Origin of the sequence: Variovorax beijingensis (assembly GCF_003951285.1) — a bacterium.
GTDB lineage: Bacteria > Pseudomonadota > Gammaproteobacteria > Burkholderiales > Burkholderiaceae_C > Variovorax > Variovorax beijingensis.
In genome coordinates, this window is sequence record NZ_RXFQ01000006.1 from 365,581 (window position 1) to 387,654 (window position 22,074).

Here is a 22,074-nt window from a genome sequence, read left to right on the forward strand (position 1 = left end):
TCAGGTCCAGCCGGCATCCACCACGTAGTCCTGCGCGGTGCACATGCGTGAATCGTCGGCCGCCAGGAACAGCGCCATCGCGGCGATGTCCTGCGCCATCACGCGCCCCGGCAGGCATTGCGCCGCATCGATCTCCGCGGCCGACTCGGGCTTGACCCACAGCCTGACCTGCCGCTCGGTCATCACCCAGCCCGGCACGATCGAATTGACGCGGATGTTCTCTTTGCCCAGGTCGCGCGCCAGCGAGCGCGTGAGGCCGCGCGCGGCCGCCTTGCAGGCCTGGTAGACCGGGTAGCCCCGGCCCTTGATCATCCAGCTGATCGAGCCGAAGTTGATGATCGAGCCGCCGCCCAGCGCGCGCATGTCGTCGGCTACGGCCTGCGCGGCAAAGAACTGGTGCTTGAAGTTGACGGCCACGAGGCGGTCGAAGTCCTCGCTGGTGACGTCGGCCATCTCGTGGCGCCGGTCGTTGGCGGCATTGTTGAGCAGCACGCCGATCGGGCCGAATTGCGCGCGTACCGCGGCGATGGTGGCTGCGAGCGCCGCCATGTCGGTCACGTCGCATTCGCGGAACAGCGCGGGCGTGCCGCCCTGCAGCTGCGCCGCGAGCGCGGTGCCGGCGGCCGTATCGAGGTCGCAGAAGCCGACCTTCGCGCCCTGCGCATGGAAGGCCCGCACCAGCGCCTCGCCGATGCCGCTGGCGCCGCCGGAGATGAAGACGGTGCGGCCGGCCAGCGAGGGATAGCGGGCGGTGTAGGGCGAAAGTGGTGATGCGTCGGTCATGTGAATGCAGCAACGGCGATGGACACGGGCGGCAAGCGTACCGGATGGGCGTGCCCCTGCCGGGCGAGGGGCCGCCGGCAGGCGTATGGCTTACGGCGAATGGCCGGCGCGGGCGCGCGTGGCTACGCTCCTTCTCCATGACGACGAACACGCTTCCCCGCCGCACCCTCCTTGGGGTCGCGCTTCTTCCCGCCGCTCTGGCGGTGCGCTCCGTGCGCGCCCAGGCGGCGGCCTCCATGCAGCTCTTCAAGGTGGTCTCGCCGCGCGACGAGGTGATCGTGGGCGCCGATGCGGCGCAGCTGGGCCCGGGCTCCAACCCGGCCGTGGAACGGCTGGCCGCTCAGCTCGCGGCCAAGGGCCAGCTCACGCTGTGGCAGTACGCCTCGCACAAGGACGCGAGCGGCGCGCTGGTGCAGGCGCCGCTCAGGCAGATCGTGGTCTTCAGGAACGAACTGCTGCGCATCGAGCCCCATGCCACGCCACTCGCGATCCAGCCGCCGAAGTAGCTTGCCCTGCGCGTCAGACGCCGCGCGCGCGCTCCGACTTGAAGCGCGCGCGGAATTCCGTGAACGTGCCCGCCTCGAGCGCTTCGCGGATCTCGCGCATCAGGTTCAGGTAATAGTGCAGGTTGTGGATGGTGGCGAGCATCGGCCCGAGCATCTCGGCGCAGCGGTCGAGGTGGTGCAGGTAGGCGCGGCTGAAGCCCTCGCGCCCGCCGTCGTTCCACGAAACGCCCGAGGTGCCCGCGCAGGCATGGCAGGTGCAGCTCGGGTCGATGGGCTGCGGATCGTTCTTGTGGCGCGCATTGCGCATCTTCAGGTCGCCGAAGCGCGTGAACAGCGTGCCGTTGCGCGCATTGCGCGTGGGCATCACGCAGTCGAACATGTCGACGCCGTCGGCCACGCCCTGCACCAGGTCTTCGGGCGTGCCCACGCCCATCAGGTAGCGCGGCTTGTTCGCGGGCAGCCGGTGCGGCGTGTGGCCCATGATGTGCAGCATCTCCTCCTTGGGCTCGCCCACGCTCACGCCGCCGATGGCGTAGCCCGGAAAGTCCATCTCCACCAGCGCCGCGAGCGATTCCTCGCGCAGGTTCTCGAACATGCCGCCCTGCACGATGCCGAACAGCGCGTTGGGGTTCTGAAGCCGCGCGAACTCGTGCTGGCAGCGCCTGGCCCAGCGCAGGCTCAGCTCCATCGAGATGCGCGCCTCGGCCTCGGTCGTGATGTGGCCCTTGGTGTCGTAGGGCGTGCACTCGTCGAACTGCATCACGATGTCGCTGTTGAGGATGGTCTGGATCTGCATCGAGACCTCGGGCGTGAGGAACAGCTTGTCGCCGTTGACGGGCGAGGCGAACTTCACGCCTTCCTCGCTGATCTTGCGCATCGCGCCCAGCGACCAGACCTGGAAGCCGCCCGAGTCGGTGAGGATGGGCTTGTTCCACTTCTCGAACTGGTGCAGCCCGCCGAAGCTGGCCATCACGTCGAGGCCGGGGCGCATCCACAGGTGGAAGGTGTTGCCCAGGATGATCTGCGCGCCCATCTCCTCGAGGCTGCGCGGCATCACGCCCTTGACGGTGCCGTAGGTGCCCACGGGCATGAAGATCGGCGTCTGCACCACGCCATGGTTGAGCGTGAGCGTGCCGCGGCGCGCGTGGCTCGCGGGATCGGTCTTGAGAAGTTCGAACTTCAGGCGCGGCAGGGACGTGGTGGCGGTCATTTCTGGAGGGCGGCGCCGGTGTCCGGCAGCAGCATCAGGATGGTACGGTTGAAGTCTTCGACGGCGAGCAGGCGGCCCTGCCGGTCGACGGTGATGCCGGTGGGGCGGCCCATCGGGCGCACGCCGGGCTTGGGGCTCCAGCCGGCGAGCCATTCGACCGGCTTGCCCGACGGCAGGCCGCGCGCGTCGAGCCTGTAGCCCACCACGCGGTGGCCGGGCGGCTGGTGGCCGCGCCAGGCGACCAGCAGCTGGCCCGCGAAGCGGCTGCCCGCGGGCCCGGTGATCATCTGCAGCGGCGCGGCGTGCGCGGGCCAGAGCATCAGCGGCGCCTCGGTGGCCTTGCAACCCGGCCGGCTCTCGTAGCCGCGCGCGGGCTGCCGGTTGCCCACGCAATAGGGCCAGCCGTAGTCGCGCCCGGCCTGCAGCCGGTTCAGCTCTTCGGGCGGCTGGCCCACGTCTTCGTAGTCGATGGAATTCTCGCCCTGCAGCACGGTGCCCCTGGCGGGGCCGTCCGGCAGCACGGTCAAGGCGACCGAGTTGCGCAGGCCGGTGGCAAAGGGCTTGAAGCTCTGCAGCTTGTGGTCCGGCCCGGCGAGCACGGCCTCGTACACGGCGGCGCGCGGCTTCGGCCCGGCCAGGTCGGGGCAGGGCAGCGGGTACTGCTTCGACGACGCATCGCGGCAGGCATCGGAGTCGGAGCCGACGTTGACGTAGAGCCGCCCGTCCGGTCCGAAGGCCAGTTCCTTGAGCGGATGCGTGCCGTCGCCCGGCAGGCCGTCGATCACCGTCTCGCGCTGCAGCGCGCCGCCAGGCGAAGAAGGGATCGGCGTGCGCCAGACCGCGCCCGACTCGCCGACGTAGATCTTGCCGTCGGGTCCGGCAACGAGGCCCAGGGGCCGGTCGAGCTGCTCGGCCAGCACGCTCAAGCGCGCACGCCGCGGCGCAGGCCCTTCGGTGGGCAGCACCATCTCGAGCAGGCGGCCGCGGCGCGGCTCCCACGAGCCCATGTCGACGACCCAGTAGCGGCCCGGCGCCACCTCGAGGATGCGCCGGGGCGCACGCAGGCCCTGGGCCTCGTCGGCCAGCAGCGCGACGCAGGTGCCCGCGGGGCTGCCGATGTCGAGCCGCGCATAGACGCCGCACAGCCCCTGCGGGGTGTAGCCGCGTGCTTGGACGGCCACGGGCAGCAGCAGCGCGCATCCGAATGCGAGCGCGGCCAGCGCGGAGCGGATGGCGCTGGTGTTCATGCGGAAGCGCGCGCCAGCAGCATGGCGTCGCCGTAGCTGAAGAACCGGTAATGCTGAGCGATGGCGTGGGCATAGAGCGCCATCACGTGCTCGTAGCCCGCAAAGGCCGAGACCAGCATCATCAGCGTGCTCTTCGGCAAATGGAAGTTGGTGACCAGCAGGTCGACGTGCTCGAACACGAAGCCCGGCGTGATGAAGATGCGCGTGTCGCCCGTGGCCTCGCCGCTCCTGGCCCACGATTCGAGCGTGCGCACGGTGGTGGTGCCGACCGCGACCACACGGCCGCCGCGCGCCTTGCAGTCGGCAATCGCGCGCTGCGTGGCCTCGGGCACTTCGTAGCGCTCGGCGTGCATCGTGTGCTCTGAAATGTTCTCGGTCTTGACCGGCTGGAAGGTGCCGGCGCCCACGTGCAGCGTGACGCTGGCGCGCTGCACGCCGCGCGCTTCGAGCTCCGCCAGCAGCGCCTCGTCGAAATGCAGCGCGGCGGTCGGGGCGGCCACCGCGCCCGGCACGCGCGCGAACACGGTCTGGTAGCGGCGCTCGTCGTCGGCCGAATCGGTGTGCGTGATGTAGGGCGGCAGCGGCACGTGGCCGCAGCGGGCCATCAGCGCATAGGGGTCTTCGCCGGCGTCGCTCTCGAAGCCGAAGCGGAACAGCGCGCCGTCTTCCTCCGGCCAACGGCCCAGCAGCGTCGCGCGAAAGCCGCCGACCATCTGCAGCGTGGTGCCCACGGGCGGCTTCTTGCTGACCTTCATGTGCGCCACCACTTCGTGGCCCTGCAGCACGCGCTCGACCAGCAGCTCGAGCTTGCCGCCGGTCGGCTTCTCCCCGAACAGGCGCGCCTTGACCACGCGCGTGTCGTTGAAGACCAGCAGGTCGCCCGCGCGCAGCAGCGAGGGCAGGCCCTTGAAGATGCGGTCGACCGGGGTGCTGCCGGTGCCGTCGAGAAGGCGGGAGGACGTGCGTTCGGGGGCCGGGTGTTGCGCCACCAGTTCGGGCGGCAAGTCGAAATCGAAATCGGAAAGCGTGAAGGCGCGCATGGTGCTTGAGGGCCGGACGGGCCCGTGCCAAGGAGGCATGGAAGATGAGTGGGACGTGGCCGGAGCCGGGCAGAATTGTCCCATGCCCGCTTCCGCGAAGTCCGTGCCGCCCGAAAAGACCACAAGCCCGCCCGCTGCCGCCCCGGCCGCGCCCGGGGCCGGGCTGAGCGCCGTGCAGCGCGCGCTGCGCAAGCTCGGCCTGGTGCGCGACATCGACTTCGCGCTCTACCTGCCGATGCGCTACGAAGACGAGACGCGCATCGTGCGCCTGGCCGACACGCGCGACGGCGACATGGCCCAGGTCGAGGGCGTGGTGACCGAATGCGAGGTGGTGTTCCGCCCGCGCCGGCAGCTGATCGCCACCATCGACGACGGCAGCGACACCTGCCAGCTGCGCTTCTTCAACTTCTATCCCTCGCAGCAGAAGCAGCTGGCCGCCGGCGCGCGTGTGCGCGTGCGGGGCGAGATGCGCGGCGGCTTCGTCGGGCGGCAGATGATGCATCCCGCCGTCAAGGCGGCCGGCACGGCGTTGCCGCAGGCGCTGACGCCGGTCTACTCGACCATTGCGGGCCTCCCGCAGCCGGTGCTCCGGCGCGAGGTGCGCTCGGGCCTGGCGCGTGCGGTGCTCGACGAGACGATTCCCGTGCAGATCGGATGGCGCGGCGCCTGGGACCTGCGCAGTTCGCTGACCTTCCTGCACTACCCGACGCCCGACGTGGCCATGGCCACGCTCGAAGACCACAGCCATCCGGCATGGCAGCGCATCAAGGCGGAAGAGCTGCTGGCGCAGCAGCTCTCGCAATTGCAGGCGCGGCTGGAGCGCGCGGCGCAGCGGGCACCGATGCTGCCTTCCTCGGCCGAGCCGCAGGCGAGCTCGCTGCATGCGCAGTTGCTCGCGGTGCTGCCCTTCGGCCTGACCGGCGCGCAGCAGCGCGTGGGCGAGGAGATCACGCGCGACCTCGGCCGCGAGATCCCGATGCACCGCCTGCTGCAGGGCGATGTGGGCTCGGGCAAGACGGTGGTGGCGGCGCTCGCGGCGGCGCGCTGCATCGACGCGGGCTTTCAGTGCGCGCTGATGGCGCCGACCGAAATCCTCGCGGCCCAGCACTTCGGCAAGCTGGTCGGCTGGCTCGATCCGCTCCTGGCCGAGCGCGGCCTGCGCGTGGCCTGGCTCACCGGCAGCCAGAAGAAGAAGGAGCGCGACGCGATGTCGGCCGCGGTCGAGAGCGGCGAGGCGGCCCTGGTCATCGGCACCCACGCGGTCATCTCGGAGAAGGTGCGCTTCAAGAACCTCGCATTGGCGATCATCGACGAGCAGCACCGCTTCGGCGTGGCGCAGCGCCTGGCGCTGCGCGGCAAGGCCGTGGGCCATCTCGAGCCGCACCTGTTGATGATGAGCGCCACCCCGATCCCGCGCACGCTGGCGATGAGCTACTACGCCGACCTGGACGTTTCCACGCTCGACGAGCTGCCGCCGGGCCGCACGCCCATCGTCACCAAGCTGGTGGCCGACCACCGGCGCGACGAGGTGATCGACCGCATCCAGGCGCAGATCGCCCAGGGCCGGCAGGTCTACTGGGTCTGCCCGCTGATCGAGGAGAGCGAGGCGGTCGACCTGCGCAACGCCACCGAGACGCGCGACGAGCTCGCCGATGCGCTCGGCGCGGCCGTCAACGTCGGGCTGCTGCATTCGCGCATGCCCACGGCCGAGAAGCAGGCGGTGATGGCGGCCTTCACGGCCAACGAGATCCAGGTGCTGGTGAGCACCACGGTGATCGAGGTGGGCGTGGACGTGCCGAACGCCTCGCTGATGGTGATCGAGCATGCCGAGCGCTTCGGGCTCTCGCAGCTGCACCAGCTGCGCGGCCGCGTGGGCCGCGGCGCCGCGGCTTCGGCCTGCGTGCTGCTCTACGCGCCGGGCGACAGCGGCCGCGTCGGCGAAGCGGCCCGCGCCCGGCTCAAGGCCATGGCCGAAACCGGCGACGGCTTCGAGATTGCGCGGCGCGACCTCGAGATCCGCGGCCCGGGCGAATTCCTGGGCGCGCGCCAGTCGGGCGCGCCGCTGCTGCGCTTTGCCGACCTCAGCACCGACACGATGCTGCTCGACTGGGCGCGCGAACTCGCGCCGCTGATGCTCGACAAGCACCCCGAGCTGGCCCAGCGCCACATCGACCGCTGGCTCGGCACCAAGGCGGAGTACCTGAAAGCCTGAACGCGCTTCCTCAGGCGGCGGGGCGGCGCGTGAAGGCCAGCAGCAGCCCGAAGCCGACCATCATGCTGCCGCTCACCTTGTTGAACCAGCGCATCGCGCGGCTGCCGCTGGCGAGCCGGCGCATGCGGGCGCCGAGCATCGCGTAGAGCGCGATCGCGACCACTTCGAGCAGCAGGAAGGTGGTGCCCAGCAGCAGGTAGCTGGTGGCATAGGCCCCCGGCACCACGAACTGCGGAAAGAAGGCCGTGAACACCAGGATCGCCTTGGGATTGCCCGCCGCCACGGTGAACTCCTGGCGCACCAGCGCACGCATCGAGGGTGGCGCTGCCGCGTCCGATGCCTGCGCTTCGGCCGCCGGCGCCGGGGCGCGCAGCAGGCGGATGCCGATCCACACAAGGTAGGCGGCGCCGATGTACTTGATGACGTCGAAGGCCAGCTCCGACGCGACCAGCACCGCGCCCATGCCCAGGCCCGCGATGGCGATCATGATGGCGAAGGCCGCGAGGCGCCCGCCGGCCGCGATGACCGCCGGCGAAACGCCGTGGCGCGCGCCGTTGGTGACCGACAGCAGATTGTTGGGGCCGAAGGCCATGTTGATGGCGAAGCAGGCCGGCAGGAACAGCAGATAGGTGGACAAGGTCATGGCTGCACCGGTGTCGATGGGGCCACCATTATCTGCAGGCCGACCCCAGACAATGTCCGGTCACGGTCGCTTGCGCATAATTGACGCAAGCTATGACTCTCACCGAACTCAAATACATCGTCGCAGTGGCCCGTGAACGGCACTTCGGCAAGGCAGCCGAGGCCTGCTACGTCTCCCAACCCACTCTCTCGGTGGCCATCAAGAAGCTCGAGGACGAACTCGAGGTCAAGCTCTTCGAGCGCAGCGCGGGCGAAGTCACCGTCACGCCGCTCGGCGAGCAGATCGTCCAGCAGGCGCAGAGCGTGCTCGACCAGGCCGCCAGCATCAAGGAAATCGCCAAGCGCGGAAAGGATCCGCTGGCGGGCCCGCTGAACCTCGGCGTGATCTACACCATCGGCCCGTACCTGCTGCCCGACCTGGTGCGCCAGGTGATTGCGCGTACGCCGCAGATGCCCCTGGTGCTGCAGGAGAACTTCACCGCCAAGCTGCTCGAGATGCTGCGTGCCGGCGAGATCGACTGCGCGATCATGGCCGAGCCCTTCCCCGACACCGGCCTGGCCATGGCGCCGCTCTACGACGAGCCCTTCATGGCGGCGCTGCCCGTGAAGCACAAGTTCGCCGACCGCGAGTCGATCACTTCGGAAGAGCTGCAGAACGAAACCATGCTGCTGCTGGGCACCGGCCATTGCTTTCGCGACCACGTGCTCGAGGTGTGCCCCGAGTTCGCGCGCTTCTCGAGCAACGCCGAGGGCATCCGCAAGAGCTTCGAGGGCTCGTCGCTCGAGACCATCAAGCACATGGTGGCGTCGGGCATGGGCGTGACGCTGGTGCCGCGCCTGTCGGTACCGGCCGAAGCGCTCAAGCCCAAGGTCAAGGGGCGCAAGGAGCCCGAGCAGATGGTGCGCTACCTGCCGGTGCGCGACGCGCAGGACCGCGATCCGCCGACGCGGCGCGTGGTGCTGGCCTGGCGCCGCACCTTCACGCGCTACGAGGCGATCGCGGCCTTGCGCAACGCGATCTATGCGTGCGAGCTGCCGGGTGTCAAACGGCTGTCGTAGAAGGAAAGACGCGAACTTGGCCTACGCGGCGGCCGTTCGAATTCGTTGATCGCCGGGATAGAGTGGCGCTGTTGCGAAGCCGCGGGTCGGCTTTCAGAATAACGGCGTGTTCAGCAAAACCTGAAGAAAGAGTTTCCAGCCATGGCCAAAGCATCGAAGAAAACATCGTTGTCCTCATCGTCCGGCAAGGTGCCCAAGAAGGGCGGCGCCGTGGTGGCGCAGGAATCCGGCAGCCGCAATGCGCCCCTCATCAACATCGGCATCGAGCGGCAGGACCGCGCCGCCATTGCCGAGGGCCTGAGCCGCGTGCTGGCCGACACCTACACGCTCTACCTCACGACCCACAACTTCCACTGGAACGTGACGGGGCCGCACTTCAATTCGCTGCATGCGATGTTCATGGGCCAGTACACCGAGCTCTGGGGCGCCACCGACGTGCTCGCGGAACGCATTCGCGCCCTTGGCCACTACGCGCCGGGCTCCTACGCCGAGTTCAGCAAGATCGCCACCGTGCCCGACGTGCCCCAGACCCCGCCCAAGGCGATGGAGATGGTGCGCATCCTGGTCAAGGGCCACGAAACCGTGTCGCGCATCGCGCGCGAATTCATCCCCGTGGCCGAGGAAGCCGGCGACGACCCGACGGCCGACATGCTGACCGCGCGCTGCACCGTGCACGACCAGACCGCCTGGATGCTGCGCTCGCTGCTCGAAGATTGATCGCCCGAGCCCGGGAACCCAGGAGCGGCACAATGGCCGCTCTTTTTTTGCCCGCCGCATGCTTGCCCGCCGTTTTGCGCTCTATCTCGACCTGATCCGCTGGAACCGCCCCGCCGGCTGGCTGCTGCTGCTGTGGCCCACGCTGGGCGCGCTGTGGTTCGCGGCCGAAGGCTGGCCGGGCTGGCACCTGCTGGCCGTGTTCGTGCTGGGCACCATCCTGATGCGCAGCGCGGGCTGCTGTGTCAACGACGTGGCCGACCGCGACTTCGATCGCCATGTGAAGCGAACCTCCCAGCGGCCGGTGACCAGCGGCGCGGTGTCGGTCAGGGAGGCGCTCGCGCTGGGCGCGGTGCTGGCGCTCCTGGCCTTCGGGCTGGTGCTCACGACCAACCGGCTCACCATCCTGTGGTCGTTCGCAGCGCTGGCCATCACCTTGGCCTATCCTTTCGCCAAGCGCTTCGTGTCGGTTCCGCAGGCGGTGCTCGGCATTGCCTTCAGCTTCGGCATTCCGATGGCCTTTGCGGCAGTGCAGGCCAGCGTGCCCGTGTTCGCCGCCTGGCTGCTGGCCGGCAACCTGTTCTGGGTGCTGGCCTACGACACCGAGTACGCGATGGTCGACCGCGACGACGACCTCAAGATCGGCATGAAGACCTCGGCCATCACCTTCGGCCGCCTCGACGTGGCGGCCGTCATGGCGAGCTACGGCATCTTCCTGGCCGTCTGGGCGTGGGCGGGCGCGAGCCGGGGCCTGGGGGCCGTGTTCTTCGCGGCCATCGGCATCGCCTTGGCGCAGGCCGCCTGGCACTGGCGGCTGATCCGCGAGCGCACCCGCGACGGCTGCTTCAAGGCCTTCCGGCTGAACCACTGGCTGGGCTTCACCGTGTTTGCCGGCATCGCGGCCGGCTACGCCATTCGCTAGCTAGACAGACAGGACGCACATGCTCGATCGCCTGACGCAGAAGATCGGCCAGGAAGGCCTGTCCGGATGGCACCTCATCACGCAGGAGATGGTCGACCGCTACGCGGCGCTGTCGGGCGACGGCGAGGGCGAATGGATCCACCTCGATCCGGAGCGCGCCGCACGCGAGGCGAGCTACGGCGGAACGATCGTGCCGGGCTTCTTCCAGGTGTCGCACCTGATCCGGCTGACCGGCGAGGCCATGCGGACGCTGCTGCCCTTCGATGCGAACCACGCGCTGAACTATGGATTCGACCGCTTGCGCTTCGTCAGGCCGATGCCGGTCGGTGCGCGCTTCCGGGCACGTGTGCGCATTCTCGAGGTGGCGTCCAAGCCCGGCGACAGCTTCCTGTTGAAGGAGGCGGTGCTGCTCGAGCTCGAGGACGGCACCGTCACGCTGGCGGCCGAGTGGCTGGTCTTCCTCGGGCCGCGCGCATTGGCGGCCTGACGAGGCTCAGGCGCGGCCGAATTCCTCGCCCAGTTCGGCGGCGCGCTTCTGCGCCGCGCGGATGGCGGCCTTGAACTTTGCCTTGACGTCGGCGCCCTCGAGCGAGGTGATCGCCGCATGGGTGGTGCCACCCTTCGACGTCACGCGCTCGCGCAGCACCGACGGCGGCTCGGTGGCGCTGTGCGCAAGCGCCGAAGCGCCGGTGAAGGTGCCGATGGCCAGCCGCTGGGCCTGCTCGAGCGGCAGGCCCATCTCGACGCCGGCCTCCGTCATGGCCTCGATGAAATAGAACACATAGGCGGGGCCGGAGCCGGACATGGCCGTCACTGCGTCGAGCGCGGCTTCGTCGTCGACCCAGAGCAGCTCGCCGGTCGGCGCCAGCAGCTGTCCGACCAGGGCGCGGTCGGCGGCGTCCACCGCGGCTCGCGCATAGAGGCCGGTCATGCCCTGGCCCACCAGCGCCGGCGTGTTGGGCATGGCGCGCACCACGCGTTCGCTGCCGAGCCAGCGCGCGATGCTGCCCGACGGAATGCCGGCCGCCACGCTCAGGTGCAGTGCGTTGGCCGCGAACGCGCGCACCGGGGCGGCAGCGTCCGCAAAAGTCTGCGGCTTGACCGCCCACACCACCACGGCGCAGCGCGAAAGGGCGTCGCCGGCCTCGGCGTGGGCGGCAATGCCGAAGGCTTGCGCGAGCCTGGTGCGGGCTTCCTCGAAAGGCTCGACCACCTCGAAGGTGCTGGCGGGCGTACCCTGCTTGATGAGGCCGCCGATGATGGCGCTGGCCATGTTGCCGCCGCCGATGAAGGCGATCGGAGGCAGCGGCGGCGGTGCGGTGCGGGGCAGGAAGGTGACGGCGATGGTCATGGTCGGTCGGTGTATTCGAATGCCGCGAACTGGGTTGTCTGCAGCGGGTTGAAATTGTCGTCGCTCACGACCACCAGCGTGCGCTTGCCGTCCGCAAGCGGCGGTCCCCAGCACATGCCCTCGGTGTTGTCGAGGCGCGAAAGGCCGAGCGAGGCGAAGTCGGCGATCAGCGTCTTCGCCGCGGCGCGGTGGTTGCCCTCGGCGAGCGCGTCGATCGCCAGCACGTCGGTGGCGTTGCGGGTATCGATCTCGTAGAGGCGCAGCGAGTTTCCGGCGCCGGTGGCATAGGCGCGCTCCAGCACCAGCATGCGGTCGGCGTCGAGCATCAGGATCTCGCTGATGCCGTTGTCGGCATGGCTGCCGGGAACGAGCGGCCGCAACGGAATCGCATCGGGAACATAGGCGATCTGGCGCGTGGCCTGGCCGGTCTCCAGGTCGACCAGGGTCAGCCGGCAGGGGCCGCCCGGCGTCCGCGTGGTGGGAACCGGGCCGTCCTGGAGCAGCGCGTTTTCCATGCCAAGCCAGGCGTGGCGGCCGTCCGGCGTCAGCGCCAGGCCCTCGAAACCCAGGTTGTCGCGCGGGCCGCTGCGCTGCGCCGGATCGGGGTTGAACATGGCCGGCAGCGCGAACTCGCGCAGCAGGCGGCCGTCCCGCGCCGACTCGTACAAGGCCGGGCCGAATCCCCGCCCGACGTCGCCTTCGCTCGTCCAGAGCAGGGTTCCGGCGCCTGGGCGCAGGCGCAGCGATTCGGGGTCCGGAACCGGGATGCCGGGCTCGGCGCGGCGCCGTGCGGGCCAGGGGCCGCCACCAGGACGTTGCAGCCGCACGACACCTTTCGGTTCGGGTGGCTGCGCCCAGGGAGATGCCCATTGCACCACATAGAAACGCGCAGGGTCGAGGTCTGACCGATCGTCGCTTGGCAGCAGGTACTCACTTCTCTCCGCGTCGTAGTCGATGCCCGAGAGGCCGCCGGCGGTCGTGCCCTGTATATTCAGCCGGTGCGGCCAGTGCGCCTCGGCCAGGCGGCGCAGCCGCGCCGGCCCCGCGGGGGGGCTGGCCGGACTGCGGCAGCCGGCCAATCCCAGCCCTGCGAGCCCCGCCGCCATGGCGCCCGCGCCCGCCAGCAGCCGGCGGCGCATGGACGATGTGGGGCCAGGATCGAAGGTGCGCACGCCGCCGAGTCTAGTTCCAGTCCAATTCGATCTCAGAAGGCAGTTGACATGCCTTTGCCTGCGTGCAACAATCGCAGGCTTCGCTTCAAAAAAGGCGAAGCTTTCAGCCCAAAGCGGAAGTGCCTCGAGTGGTTCGAGGTGCGGACGACGGGCCCAAGACTGACCGCAGCGTTTCCCTCCCGGAGGCGCATCGGTACAAGTTGGGAACTACTAGCAATGATCCAAACTGAATCCCGGCTCGAAGTGGCCGACAACACAGGCGCGAAGTCCGTCCTGTGTATCAAGGTGCTCGGTGGCTCCAAGCGGCGTTATGCCAGCGTGGGCGACGTCATCAAGGTGAGCATCAAGGAAGCCGCTCCGCGTGGTCGCGTCAAAAAGGGCGAGATCTACAGCGCAGTGGTGGTCCGCACCGCCAAGGGCATCCGTCGCGCCGACGGCTCGCTCGTCAAATTCGATGGCAACGCAGCCGTGTTGCTCAACGCCAAGCTGGAGCCGATCGGCACCCGCATCTTCGGACCGGTGACGCGCGAGCTGCGCACCGAAAAGTTCATGAAGATCGTGTCGCTGGCCCCCGAAGTTCTCTAAGGACAACAACGCCATGAACAAGATTCGCAAAGGCGACCAGGTCATCGTGTTGGCCGGGCGCGACAAAGGCAAGCGCGGCACCGTCTCGCTGCGCAAGGATGATTCGCACCTCGTCGTCGAGGGCGTGAACATCGTCAAGAAGCACGCCAAGCCGAACCCCCTCAAGGGTACGACCGGCGGCATCGTCGAGAAGACCATGCCCATCCACCAATCCAACGTGGCGATCTTCAATGCCGCGACCGGCAAGGCCGATCGCGTGGGCATCAAGATCACCCAGGGTGCTGACGGCAAGCGCGTGGCTGTTCGCGTCTTCAAGTCGAGCGGCGACGAAATCAAGTTCGCCTAAGAGGTACTCACATGGCACGTCTCCAACAACACTATCGCGAAAAGATCGCGAAAGACCTGACGGAAAAGTTCGGCTACAAGTCGCCGATGCAGGTCCCCCGCCTCACCAAGATCACGCTCAACATGGGCGTGGGCGAAGCTGTCGCCGACAAGAAGGTCCTGGACAACGCAGTTGCCGACCTGACCAAGATCGCCGGCCAGAAGCCCGTGGTCACCAAGTCGAAGAAGGCCATCGCCGGTTTCAAGATCCGCGAAAACCAGCCGATCGGCTGCATGGTCACGCTGCGTGGCGTGCAGATGTATGAGTTCCTGGACCGTTTCGTGACCATCGCGCTGCCGCGTGTTCGCGACTTCCGCGGCATTTCCGGCCGTGCGTTCGACGGCCGTGGCAACTACAACATCGGCGTCAAGGAACAGATCATTTTCCCCGAGATCGAATACGACAAGGTCGATGCCCTGCGCGGTCTCAACATCAGCATCACGACGACGGCCAAGACCGACGAAGAAGCCAAGGCGCTTCTCGCTGGTTTCCGTTTCCCGTTCAAGAACTGAGGCGCACCGTGGCTAAACAATCCCTGATCCAACGCGAACTCAAGCGCGACAAGCTGGTCGCCAAGTACGCTGCGAAGCACGCGGAACTGAAGGCAATTTCCAACGACCTGAAGAAGAGCGACGAAGAGCGCGCTGCTGCCCGCCTGGGCCTGCAGAAGCTCCCGCGCAACGCGAACCCCACGCGTCAGCGCAACCGTTGCGAAATCACCGGTCGCCCCCGTGGCACCTTCCGTCAATTCGGTCTGGCCCGCGCCAAGATCCGCGAACTGGCCTTCAATGGCGACATCCCCGGTGTCACCAAGGCCAGCTGGTAAGCCAGGCAGGAGCAAACAACATGAGCATGAGTGATCCCATTGCCGACCTGCTGACGCGTATCCGTAACGCGCAGATGGTGGCGAAGCCCACTGTGTCGGTCCCGTCTTCCAAGGTGAAGATCGCGATCTCGCAGGTCCTGAAGGACGAAGGCTATATCGACGGTTTCCAGGTCAAGACCGAAGACGGCAAGTCCGAACTCGTCATCACCCTGAAGTACTACGCCGGCCGTCCGGTCATCGAGCGCATCGAGCGCGTGAGCCGTCCCGGCCTGCGCGTCTACAAGGCCAGCGCTTCCATTCCGCAAGTCCAGAACGGCCTCGGCGTCGCGATCGTCACGACCCCCAAGGGCGTGATGACCGACCGCAAGGCGCGCGCTACCGGTGTCGGTGGCGAAGTGCTGTGCTACGTCGCCTAACCGAGACATCGAGGAGTAACTGAAATGTCCCGAGTAGGAAAAATGCCGATCACCATCCCCGCAGGCGTGGATGTGTCGATCAAGGAAGACCAGATCAGCGTCAAGGGCACGGGCGGCACGCTCGCCCTCGCGCGCAACCCCCTGGTCAAGATCGTCAGCAACGACGGCAAGCTGAATTTCGAGCCCGCCAACGAGTCGCGTGAAGCGAACGCGATGAGCGGCACGATCCGTCAGCTGGTGAACAACATGGTGGTTGGCGTGACCAAGGGCTTCGAGAAGAAGCTCAACCTGGTCGGCGTCGGCTACAAGGCTGCAGCCTCCAACAACAAGTTGAACCTGCAAGTCGGCTATTCGCACCCGGTCAACATCGACATGCCGCAAGGCATCACGGTGGCCACTGCGACCCCGACCGAAATCGTGATCAAGGGTGCTGACCGTCAGCGCGTTGGTCAAATCGCCGCTGAGATCCGCGCTGTTCGTCCGCCTGAGCCCTACAAGGGCAAGGGCATCCGTTATTCGGACGAGAAGATCGTGATCAAAGAGACCAAGAAGAAGTAAGGGGCAGCAAAATGATGTTGACCAAAAAAGCACAGCGTCTTCGCCGCTCGCGCCAGACCCGCATCCGCATCGCGACGCAGGGTGTGGCCCGTCTGACGGTGAACCGCACCAACCTGCACATCTATGCCACCGTCATCTCCGACGACGGCACCAAGGTGATCGCCACCGCATCGACGGCCGAAGCCGAAGTGCGCGCTGCACTCGGCGGCTCGGGCAAGGGCGGCAATGCCGCCGCTGCAACGGCCATCGGCAAGCGCATCGCTGAAAAGGCGAAGGCTGCCGGCGTCGAGAAGGTCGCCTTCGACCGCGCTGGTTTCGCGTACCACGGCCGCGTCAAGGCGCTGGCCGACGCTGCCCGCGAAGCCGGCCTGCAGTTCTAAACGGACACGAGATTCAAAATGGCAAAGATTCAAGCAAGAACGCAGAACGAAGGCCCTGAAGACGGTTTGCGCGAGAAGATGATCGCGATCAACCGCGTCACCAAGGTGGTGAAGGGTGGTCGTATCCTCGGTTTCGCAGCACTCACCGTCGTGGGCGACGGCGACGGCCGCGTCGGCATGGGCAAGGGCAAGTCCAAGGAAGTGCCTGCTGCCGTGCAGAAGGCGATGGAAGAAGCCCGCCGCAACCTGGCCAAGATCTCGATCAAGAACGGCACGCTGCATCACCGCGTGACGGGTCACCATGGCGCCGCTTCGGTCGTCATGATCCCCGCCCCGAAGGGTACCGGCATCATCGCCGGCGGCCCGATGCGCGCCGTGTTCGAAGTCATGGGCATCACCGACATCGTGGCCAAGAGCCATGGTTCGTCGAACCCCTACAACATGGTTCGCGCCACGCTCGACGGGTTGAAGAACTCGACGACCGCGTCCGAAGTGGCTGCCAAGCGCGGCCTGACCGTCGAAGAAATCTTCGCCTGAGCGCAAGCTCTCGCAAGGCTGAAGGAAGCATTCAAATGACGACGCAACAACAAACCCTCAAGGTGCAATTGGTCAAGAGCCCGATTGGTACCAAGGAATCGCATCGCGCGACCGTGCGTGGCCTCGGCCTGCGCAAGCTCAACAGCGTGAGCGAGCTGCAGGACACCCCGGCGGTGCGCGGCATGATCAACAAGATCAGTTATCTGGTCAAAGTTCTGTAAGAGAGACTGATATGGAACTCAATGGCATCAAGCCGGCAGCTGGCGCCAAGCACGCCAAGCGCCGTGTCGGCCGCGGTATCGGCTCCGGTATCGGCAAGACCGCAGGTCGCGGTCACAAGGGTCAGAAGTCGCGCGCAGGCGGTTTCCACAAGGTCGGCTTCGAAGGCGGTCAAATGCCGCTGCAGCGCCGCCTGCCCAAGCGTGGCTTCAAGTCGCACCTGCTGAAGTTCAACGCCGAAGTCACGCTGACTGCCCTCGAGCAGCTTGGCCTGGCCGAAGTGGATGTCCTGGCGCTCAAGCAAGCCGGCCTCGTGGGCCAGCTCGCCAAGGTCGTCAAGATCGTCAAGACCGGTGAACTCACCAAGGCCGTCAAGCTGACGGGCGTGGGTGCAACCGCCGGTGCCAAGGCTGCGATCGAAGCAGCCGGCGGCAGCGTCGCCTGATCACACCGGACTGAAAGAAGTTCTTCGTGGCAACTAACGCGGCAACGATCGCAAAGACAGGCAAGTTCGGCGACCTGCGTCGCCGGCTCGTCTTCTTGCTGCTCGCGCTCGTGGTCTATCGGATCGGCGCGCACATTCCTGTGCCGGGCATCAACCCGGACCAGCTGGCGGCGTTGTTCCAGGGCCAGCAGGGCGGCATCCTGAGCCTGTTCAACATGTTCTCGGGCGGGGCGCTGTCGCGCTTCACCGTGTTCGCGTTGGGGATCATGCCGTACATCTCGGCGTCGATCATCATGCAGCTGATGACCTACGTGGTTCCGACCTTCGAGCAATTGAAGAAGGAAGGCGAGGCCGGCCGCCGCAAGATCACGCAGTACACGCGCTATGGCGCGCTCGGCCTGGCCCTGTTCCAGTCGTTCAGCATTGCAGTGGCGCTCGAGTCTTCGGCCGGCCTGGTGAACTCCCCCGGCTTCGGCTTCCGCCTGACCGCCATGGTGAGCCTCACGGCAGGTTCGATGTTCCTGATGTGGCTCGGCGAGCAGATCACCGAACGCGGCCTCGGCAACGGCATCTCGATCCTGATCTTTGCAGGTATCGCCGCCGGCCTGCCGAGCGCCATTGGCGGCCTCGCTTCGCTGGTGACCACCGGTGCGATGAATCCGATCATCGCGCTGTTCATCATCGCGATCGTGGTGCTGGTCACCTACTTCGTGGTGTTCGTCGAACGCGGCCAGCGCAAGATCCTCGTGAACTATGCGCGGCGCCAGGTCGGCAACAAGGTCTATGGCGGCCAGTCGTCGCATCTGCCCTTGAAGCTGAACATGGCCGGTGTGATTCCGCCGATCTTCGCCTCGTCGATCATCCTGCTGCCCGCAACGGTGGTCGGCTGGTTCAGCACCGGCGAAGGTGGTTTCGGCTGGATCAAGGACATTGCCGGCGCGCTGCGTCCGGGCGAGCCGATCTATGTGCTGCTGTACGCTGCCGCGATCGTTTTCTTCTGCTTCTTCTACACGGCGCTCGTGTTCAACAGCAAGGAAACGGCCGACAACCTCAAGAAGAGCGGTGCATTCATTCCGGGCATTCGTCCGGGTGACCAGACCGCTCGCTATATCGACAAGATTCTGGTTCGCCTGACGTTGGCCGGCGCGGTGTACATCACCTTCGTCTGCCTGCTGCCCGAGTTCCTGATCCTGAAGTACAACGTACCGTTCTACTTCGGTGGTACCTCCCTGCTGATCATCGTGGTCGTCACGATGGACTTCATGGCCCAGGTGCAAAACTACATGATGTCCCAGCAGTACGAATCGCTGCTGAAGAAGGCCAACTTCAAGACATCGTAGGGCTGTGAGTTTCAGTATTGAGAATTTGGGTATGGGCGGTGTACCGCCACGTTAAACAGTTTTAGGAGAATGAAATGAGAGTTTCGGCTTCGGTCAAAACCATCTGCCGTAATTGCAAGGTCATCCGCCGTAAAGGTGTGGTGCGTGTGATTTGCACCGACCCGCGCCACAAGCAGCGCCAGGGTTGATTGAAGAGTATTAGAGGACGCACATGGCACGTATTGCTGGCATCAACATTCCGCCGCACAAGCACGCTGAAATCGGCCTGACCGCCATCTTCGGCATCGGTCGCACCCGCGCCCGTCAGATCTGCGAAGCGAGCGGCATCGAATATTCGAAGAAGATCAAGGACCTGACTGACGCCGATCTCGAGAAGATCCGCGACCAGATCGCCTTGTTCACCATCGAAGGCGATCTGCGTCGCGAGACGACGATGAACATCAAGCGTTTGATGGACATCGGCTGCTATCGCGGCTTCCGTCACCGTCGCGGCCTGCCGATGCGCGGCCAGCGCACGCGCACCAACGCCCGCACCCGCAAGGGTCCGCGCAAGGCTGCGCAGTCCCTGAAGAAATAAGGATAGACCAGCATGGCTAAAGCACCTGCAAACAACGCCGCACAGCGCGTTCGCAAGAAGGTTCGCAAGAACGTTGCGGACGGCATCGCCCACGTGCATGCCTCGTTCAACAACACCATCATCACGATCACCGATCGCCAGGGCAACGCCCTGTCGTGGGCTTCGTCGGGTGGCCAGGGCTTCAAGGGCTCGCGCAAGTCGACCCCGTTCGCTGCGCAGGTCGCTTCCGAAGTGGCCGGCCGTGCTGCTGTCGAACAAGGCATCAAGAACCTCGACGTCGAGATCAAGGGCCCCGGCCCCGGTCGCGAATCGTCGGTGCGCGCACTGGCTGCGCTCGGCATCCGGATCAATTCCATTGCCGACGTGACGCCCGTTCCGCACAACGGCTGCCGTCCCCAGAAGCGTCGCCGCATCTGATCGTCAGTCCGCAAGGCGCAGCCGGCTTTTGAGCGGCTGCGCATTTGTTTTTTTACTAAGCCCACCGCCATCCGCGTCCTCGCCGATGGCTCCCGCAGGCAACTGCGGCAGATGACACAAAGGAAAAATCGTGGCACGCTACCTCGGCCCCAAGGCCAAACTTTCCCGCCGTGAAGGCACCGACCTGTTCCTCAAGAGCGCCCGCCGCTCCATCCAGGACAAGGCCAAGTTCGACTCCAAGCCCGGCCAGCATGGCCGCACTTCGGGTCAGCGTACCTCCGACTACGGCCTGCAGCTGCGCGAAAAGCAGAAGGTCAAGCGCATGTACGGCGTGCTCGAGAAGCAGTTCCGCCGCTACTTCGAAGAAGCCGACCGCCGCCGCGGCAACACCGGTGCCAACCTGCTGTTCATCCTCGAATCGCGCCTGGACAACGTCGTCTACCGCATGGGCTTCGGCTCGACGCGCGCCGAAGCACGCCAGCTCGTGTCGCACAAGGCGATCACGGTGAATGGCCAGTCGGTCAACATCCCGTCGTACCTGGTGAAGACCGGCGACGTGATCGCCGTTCGCGACAAGTCGAAGAAGCAGACCCGCATTGCCGAAGCGCTCCAGCTCGCCCAGCAAGTCGGCATCCCGGCCTGGGTCGAGGTGAACGCCGACAAGGCCGAAGGTACCTTCAAGAAGGTGCCCGATCGCGACGAATTCGCAGCCGACATCAACGAATCGCTGATCGTCGAACTGTACTCGCGCTAAACGGGCGACAACGGGCCGCGCTTCGCGGCCCGATTTTGATTTTTTTGTTCCCATCGGGAGGCACTCCCGACGGGTGCTTCACCAGCCTTACCGGTGTAACGAGCCGGGGGTATTGAGAGGAAGTCTGCATGCAAACCACCCTGCTGAAACCCAAGACCATCCAGGTCGAGCAACTTGCCGCCAACAAGGCCAAGGTGACGCTCGAGCCTTTCGAGCGCGGCTACGGCCACACGCTCGGCAACGCGCTGCGCCGCGTCCTGCTGTCGTCGATGGTCGGTTATTCGGCCACTGAAGTCACGATCGCCGGCGTTCTGCACGAATACTCGTCGATCGACGGCGTGCAGGAAGATGTCGTCAACATCCTGCTGAATCTCAAGGGCGTGGTGTTCAAGCTCCACAACCGCGACGAAGTCACGCTGAGCCTGCGCAAGGACGGCGAAGGCCCGGTGCTGGCATCGGACATCCAGACCCCGCACGACGTCGAGATCATCAACCCCGACCACGTGATCGCGCACCTGTCGCAAGGCGGCAAGCTCGACATGCAGATCAAGGTCGAAAAGGGCCGTGGCTACGTGCCCGGCACGATGCGCCGCTATGCCGACGAGCCGACCAAGTCGATCGGCCGCATCGTCCTGGACGCCTCGTTCTCGCCCGTCAAGCGCGTGAGCTACACGGTCGAAAGCGCCCGTGTCGAACAGCGTACCGACCTGGACAAGCTGCTGGTCGAAATCGAAACCAACGGTGCGATCACCGCCGAAGACGCCGTGCGCGCCTCGGCTAAAATCCTGGTCGAACAGCTGGCCGTGTTCGCGCAGCTCGAAGGCGGCGAACTGGCTGCATTCGATGCGCCGGCACCGCGCAGCGCACAGCAATTCGATCCGATCCTGCTGCGCCCTGTCGACGAGCTCGAGCTCACCGTGCGTTCGGCCAACTGCCTGAAGGCCGAAAACATCTACTACATCGGCGACCTGATCCAGCGCACCGAGAACGAGCTGCTCAAGACCCCGAACCTGGGTCGCAAGTCGCTCAACGAAATCAAGGAAGTGCTTGCCTCGCGCGGCCTGACCTTGGGTATGAAGCTTGAAAGCTGGCCGCCGGCCGGTCTCGACAAGCGTTGATTTTTTGAAGAAGTGGGCTCACGAGGGCCCGTGCACCGGGCAGTACCTGATACGGCTGCCTGTTTAATAAAGTAAAGGAAAGCACCATGCGTCACGGACACGGACTCCGCAAACTCAACCGCACCAGCTCGCACCGCCTTGCGATGCTGCAGAACATGATGAATTCGCTCATCGAGCACGAAGTCATCAAGACCACGGTCCCCAAGGCCAAGGAACTGCGCCGCGTTATCGAACCGATGATCACGCTCGCCAAGAAGCCCACGGTTGCCAACAAGCGCCTGGCCTTCGACCGCCTGCGCGATCGCGACAGCGTCGTGAAGCTCTTCGGTGAACTCGGCCCGCGTTTCGCAGCGCGTCCGGGCGGCTACACCCGCATCCTGAAGATGGGTTTCCGCGTTGGCGACAATGCACCCATGGCGCTGGTCGAACTGGTCGACCGTCCTGAAATTAAAGAAGAAGCCGCCGAGCAAGGCGCTGCTGAATAAGGTATAATTCCATCTTGCCGCGCGATGGAGCAGCCTGGTAGCTCGTTGGGCTCATAACCCAAAGGTCGCAAGTTCAAATCTTGCTCGCGCAACCAATTTAAAAGGCCCTTTGAATTTCAAAGGGCCTTTTTTCTTTGGCCGACGATCTTCGGATCCGCAGATCCATGCGTCCAT

Annotated in this window: 30 protein-coding genes and 1 tRNA gene; 24 read left to right on the top strand and 7 right to left on the bottom strand. The window is 66.2% G+C overall.

The genetic code is table 11. The annotated features are described in order from the left end of the window. A complete protein-coding gene (locus EJO66_RS13145) occupies positions 1–783 on the bottom strand; it encodes an SDR family NAD(P)-dependent oxidoreductase (protein WP_124959030.1) in 783 nt (260 codons plus the stop codon). A gap of 137 nt (positions 784–920) precedes the next feature. On the opposite strand from EJO66_RS13145, the gene EJO66_RS13150 reads away from it, so the two are divergent. Next, positions 921–1,289 (top strand): hypothetical protein, encoded by a 369-nt coding sequence (locus EJO66_RS13150; protein ID WP_223262269.1) that lies wholly within the window; start codon positions 921–923, stop codon positions 1,287–1,289. A 13-nt stretch (positions 1,290–1,302) separates the two neighbouring features. Here the strand turns inward: EJO66_RS13150 and tgt are convergent, their stop codons facing one another. Genes tgt through queA form a run of 3 tightly spaced genes read right to left on the bottom strand, consistent with a single transcriptional unit; the run spans position 1,303 to position 4,786 of the window. Further along, positions 1,303–2,499, bottom strand: a complete 1,197-nt coding sequence (tgt, locus tag EJO66_RS13155) for a tRNA guanosine(34) transglycosylase Tgt (protein ID WP_124959028.1) — start codon at positions 2,497–2,499, stop codon at positions 1,303–1,305. After that, positions 2,496–3,746 (bottom strand): PQQ-dependent sugar dehydrogenase, encoded by a 1,251-nt coding sequence (locus EJO66_RS13160; protein ID WP_125965427.1) that lies wholly within the window; start codon positions 3,744–3,746, stop codon positions 2,496–2,498. Before EJO66_RS13160 ends, tgt begins: the two co-directional genes overlap by 4 nt. Beyond that, positions 3,743–4,786: a tRNA preQ1(34) S-adenosylmethionine ribosyltransferase-isomerase QueA gene (gene queA, locus EJO66_RS13165; protein WP_124959026.1), complete on the bottom strand. Its 1,044-nt coding sequence runs from the start codon at positions 4,784–4,786 to the stop codon at positions 3,743–3,745. The genes EJO66_RS13160 and queA overlap by 4 nt, the downstream gene beginning before the upstream one ends. Positions 4,787–4,868: 82 nt before the next feature. Here queA and recG point away from each other — a divergent pair, with 82 nt between their 5' ends. Beyond that, positions 4,869–6,998: an ATP-dependent DNA helicase RecG gene (gene recG, locus EJO66_RS13170; RefSeq protein WP_125965428.1), complete on the top strand. Its 2,130-nt coding sequence runs from the start codon at positions 4,869–4,871 to the stop codon at positions 6,996–6,998. Positions 6,999–7,008: 10 nt separating this feature from the next. Here recG and EJO66_RS13175 read toward each other — a convergent pair whose 3' ends face one another. Further along, a complete protein-coding gene (locus EJO66_RS13175; protein WP_125965429.1) occupies positions 7,009–7,641 on the bottom strand; it encodes a LysE family translocator in 633 nt (210 codons plus the stop codon). Between the two features lie 92 nt (positions 7,642–7,733). On the opposite strand from EJO66_RS13175, the gene EJO66_RS13180 reads away from it, so the two are divergent. From EJO66_RS13180 to EJO66_RS13195, 4 genes are all read left to right on the top strand, one after another. Beyond that, the gene (locus tag EJO66_RS13180; RefSeq protein ID WP_124959023.1) at positions 7,734–8,699 is read left to right on the top strand and encodes a LysR substrate-binding domain-containing protein; all 966 of its coding nucleotides are present in this window, start codon (positions 7,734–7,736) and stop codon (positions 8,697–8,699) included. A gap of 141 nt (positions 8,700–8,840) precedes the next feature. Then, a complete protein-coding gene (locus tag EJO66_RS13185) occupies positions 8,841–9,416 on the top strand; it encodes a Dps family protein (protein WP_124959022.1) in 576 nt (191 codons plus the stop codon). Positions 9,417–9,474: 58 nt separating this feature from the next. Continuing rightward, the gene (gene ubiA, locus EJO66_RS13190; RefSeq protein ID WP_125965430.1) at positions 9,475–10,335 is read left to right on the top strand and encodes a 4-hydroxybenzoate octaprenyltransferase; all 861 of its coding nucleotides are present in this window, start codon (positions 9,475–9,477) and stop codon (positions 10,333–10,335) included. A 19-nt stretch (positions 10,336–10,354) separates the two neighbouring features. Beyond that, a complete protein-coding gene (locus tag EJO66_RS13195; RefSeq protein WP_124959020.1) occupies positions 10,355–10,822 on the top strand; it encodes a MaoC/PaaZ C-terminal domain-containing protein in 468 nt (155 codons plus the stop codon). Positions 10,823–10,828: 6 nt separating this feature from the next. On the opposite strand, the gene proC is transcribed toward EJO66_RS13195, so the two are convergent. Beyond that, positions 10,829–11,686, bottom strand: coding sequence for a pyrroline-5-carboxylate reductase (gene proC / locus EJO66_RS13200; protein WP_125965431.1), 858 nt, complete (start codon positions 11,684–11,686; stop codon positions 10,829–10,831). Beyond that, positions 11,683–12,825, bottom strand: coding sequence for an esterase-like activity of phytase family protein (locus EJO66_RS13205; protein ID WP_125965432.1), 1,143 nt, complete (start codon positions 12,823–12,825; stop codon positions 11,683–11,685). The genes proC and EJO66_RS13205 overlap by 4 nt, the downstream gene beginning before the upstream one ends. A 249-nt stretch (positions 12,826–13,074) precedes the next feature. Between EJO66_RS13205 and rplN the strand changes: the two genes are divergently transcribed. From rplN to EJO66_RS13295, 18 genes are all read left to right on the top strand, one after another. Next, positions 13,075–13,443 (top strand): 50S ribosomal protein L14, encoded by a 369-nt coding sequence (gene rplN / locus EJO66_RS13210; RefSeq protein WP_009124801.1) that lies wholly within the window; start codon positions 13,075–13,077, stop codon positions 13,441–13,443. Between the two features lie 13 nt (positions 13,444–13,456). Next, positions 13,457–13,789, top strand: coding sequence for a 50S ribosomal protein L24 (rplX, locus tag EJO66_RS13215; RefSeq protein WP_015867799.1), 333 nt, complete (start codon positions 13,457–13,459; stop codon positions 13,787–13,789). 11 nt (positions 13,790–13,800) lie between these two features. Next, positions 13,801–14,340 carry a 50S ribosomal protein L5 gene (gene rplE, locus EJO66_RS13220; RefSeq protein ID WP_013544114.1) on the top strand — a complete coding sequence of 180 codons (540 nt, stop codon included), beginning with the start codon at positions 13,801–13,803 and terminating at the stop codon, positions 14,338–14,340. Positions 14,341–14,348: 8 nt separating this feature from the next. Beyond that, positions 14,349–14,654, top strand: coding sequence for a 30S ribosomal protein S14 (gene rpsN, locus EJO66_RS13225; RefSeq protein WP_015867798.1), 306 nt, complete (start codon positions 14,349–14,351; stop codon positions 14,652–14,654). A 20-nt stretch (positions 14,655–14,674) separates the two neighbouring features. Beyond that, entirely contained in the window at positions 14,675–15,070 is a 396-nt protein-coding gene (gene rpsH, locus EJO66_RS13230; RefSeq protein ID WP_021012928.1) for a 30S ribosomal protein S8, read from the top strand. A 24-nt stretch (positions 15,071–15,094) separates the two neighbouring features. Continuing rightward, complete coding sequence (gene rplF / locus EJO66_RS13235; protein ID WP_124959017.1) at positions 15,095–15,628, top strand: 50S ribosomal protein L6; 534 nt, start codon at positions 15,095–15,097, stop codon at positions 15,626–15,628. 14 nt (positions 15,629–15,642) lie between these two features. Then, a complete protein-coding gene (gene rplR / locus EJO66_RS13240; protein WP_021012927.1) occupies positions 15,643–16,008 on the top strand; it encodes a 50S ribosomal protein L18 in 366 nt (121 codons plus the stop codon). Between the two features lie 18 nt (positions 16,009–16,026). Continuing rightward, a complete protein-coding gene (rpsE, locus tag EJO66_RS13245) occupies positions 16,027–16,545 on the top strand; it encodes a 30S ribosomal protein S5 (protein WP_124959016.1) in 519 nt (172 codons plus the stop codon). Between the two features lie 35 nt (positions 16,546–16,580). Then, a complete protein-coding gene (rpmD, locus tag EJO66_RS13250; protein WP_009124818.1) occupies positions 16,581–16,766 on the top strand; it encodes a 50S ribosomal protein L30 in 186 nt (61 codons plus the stop codon). An 11-nt stretch (positions 16,767–16,777) separates the two neighbouring features. Then, complete coding sequence (rplO, locus tag EJO66_RS13255; protein ID WP_042577479.1) at positions 16,778–17,209, top strand: 50S ribosomal protein L15; 432 nt, start codon at positions 16,778–16,780, stop codon at positions 17,207–17,209. 26 nt (positions 17,210–17,235) lie between these two features. Beyond that, positions 17,236–18,549 (top strand): preprotein translocase subunit SecY, encoded by a 1,314-nt coding sequence (secY, locus tag EJO66_RS13260; protein WP_124959015.1) that lies wholly within the window; start codon positions 17,236–17,238, stop codon positions 18,547–18,549. A gap of 74 nt (positions 18,550–18,623) precedes the next feature. Next, positions 18,624–18,737 (top strand): 50S ribosomal protein L36, encoded by a 114-nt coding sequence (rpmJ, locus tag EJO66_RS13265; protein WP_013544106.1) that lies wholly within the window; start codon positions 18,624–18,626, stop codon positions 18,735–18,737. Between the two features lie 23 nt (positions 18,738–18,760). After that, the gene (gene rpsM, locus EJO66_RS13270; protein ID WP_013544105.1) at positions 18,761–19,126 is read left to right on the top strand and encodes a 30S ribosomal protein S13; all 366 of its coding nucleotides are present in this window, start codon (positions 18,761–18,763) and stop codon (positions 19,124–19,126) included. A gap of 12 nt (positions 19,127–19,138) precedes the next feature. Next, positions 19,139–19,543 (top strand): 30S ribosomal protein S11, encoded by a 405-nt coding sequence (gene rpsK, locus EJO66_RS13275; protein WP_009124825.1) that lies wholly within the window; start codon positions 19,139–19,141, stop codon positions 19,541–19,543. A 130-nt stretch (positions 19,544–19,673) separates the two neighbouring features. Next, positions 19,674–20,297, top strand: a complete 624-nt coding sequence (gene rpsD / locus EJO66_RS13280) for a 30S ribosomal protein S4 (RefSeq protein ID WP_013544104.1) — start codon at positions 19,674–19,676, stop codon at positions 20,295–20,297. Between the two features lie 128 nt (positions 20,298–20,425). Further along, positions 20,426–21,415 carry a DNA-directed RNA polymerase subunit alpha gene (locus tag EJO66_RS13285; RefSeq protein ID WP_009124827.1) on the top strand — a complete coding sequence of 330 codons (990 nt, stop codon included), beginning with the start codon at positions 20,426–20,428 and terminating at the stop codon, positions 21,413–21,415. An 86-nt stretch (positions 21,416–21,501) separates the two neighbouring features. Further along, on the top strand, positions 21,502–21,900 hold the full coding sequence (gene rplQ, locus EJO66_RS13290) for a 50S ribosomal protein L17 (RefSeq protein ID WP_015867792.1): 399 nt from the start codon (positions 21,502–21,504) through the stop codon (positions 21,898–21,900). An 18-nt stretch (positions 21,901–21,918) separates the two neighbouring features. Beyond that, positions 21,919–21,995, top strand: a tRNA-Met gene (locus EJO66_RS13295). Positions 21,996–22,074: the final 79 nt, after the last annotated feature.